Genomic DNA, 1,287 nt, shown 5'->3' with positions numbered 1-1,287 from the left:
ACCCGGTGCCGGCGGTTCGCGGCAAGACGCAGCGGACGACGTTGGTTCGGCAGGAGCATGTCGACGATGTGCCTGCTGCTGGCAAGAACCCAAACGGAGACTCGGCGGCGCCTGCGGATAAGACCGCCACTAACGGCTGCCCGGTGTCGATGGTTACCGGAGAGGAATTGCTCACCTTGACCGATGGGGCGCTGGACGGGGTATTGCCGTTTGAATGGAGCCGCTTGTACTGCACCAGTGCGGTGGAAATGGATGGCGGATTGGGGTTTGGCTGGAGTCATTCGCTGGCGCATCGGCTGAGTGTTTCCGGTGATTCGGTGGTGTGGACCGATCATGAAAACCGCTCGACCACCCTGCCCTTGCCATCTGTTTCTCGCCCAGCAATCACCAATAGCCTAGCCGAAGCGGCAATCTATTTAGGCGCTTCGCCGGACGAATTGGTGTTGGCGCAGGCGTCGCGCTTCTACCACTTTCGCGACGGTGTGCTGACGGCTATCAGCGATGCGTATGACAACCGGCTGCGCATTGTCCGGGATCTTTTGGGGCGCATTGAGCGGCTGGATAACGGTGTCGGGCGTTCGCTGTTCCTGCGTTATGAGTTGGGTCGCATCGTGGCGGTGGACTACCAGATCCAGCGCGCCAAGGGCCATGGCCCTTTCGAGTGGATGACTGAGCACAACGTTGTTTCCTACGCCTACGACGACACTGGCCGACTGGTCTCGGCGACCAATGCCGTCGGCGAAAGCGAGGTTTATCGGTACGACGATCAGCACGTCATTCTTGAGCGGCAGTTGGCCGGTGGCGCGAGTTTCTTTTGGGCGTGGGAACGCGCTGGCAAGGCCGCGCGCTGTGTTCGCCACTGGGCGAGCTTTTCGCAAATGGACACGCGTTATGCCTGGGATGACCACGGGCAGGTCACGGTGTTTAACGCTGATGGTAGCCAGGAAGTCTACGTGCACGACCAGCGTGCGCGACTGGTGCAGCGCATTGATCCAGATGGTGCCGAGCATTTCAGATCCTACGACGAAAAAGGCCGGCTGACGGTCGAGCAGGATCCGCTGGGCGCGGTGACGGCGTATCAGTACGACGATGCCGGACGCTTGGTGGCGGTGTTTCCGGGGGACGATGAGCCGACGTCCTACGAGCATGACAATGGGTTCGTACGGGTGGTAAGGCGTGGTGAAGCTGCCTGGAAATACGAGCGTAATGATCAGGGCGATATCGTTCGTAAGACTGATCCCGACGGCAACGTAACGGACTACAGCTACGACAAGCAGGGACAACTGA

General features: G+C 60.1%; 1 protein-coding gene. It reads left to right on the top strand.

What is annotated here, in order from left to right; genetic code table 11:
- Window positions 1-1,287 (top strand): RHS repeat domain-containing protein (locus BBG20_RS21075; protein ID WP_141697308.1); only part of this gene is annotated, 1,287 nt, incomplete at both ends.

The sequence above is a fragment of the Pseudomonas aylmerensis genome (genome assembly GCF_001702265.1).
In the GTDB taxonomy this organism is placed as follows: Bacteria; Pseudomonadota; Gammaproteobacteria; order Pseudomonadales; family Pseudomonadaceae; genus Aquipseudomonas; species Aquipseudomonas aylmerensis.
Note: the sequence above shows the minus strand (reverse complement) of the source record. Positions and strands in the feature narration are given on the sequence as shown.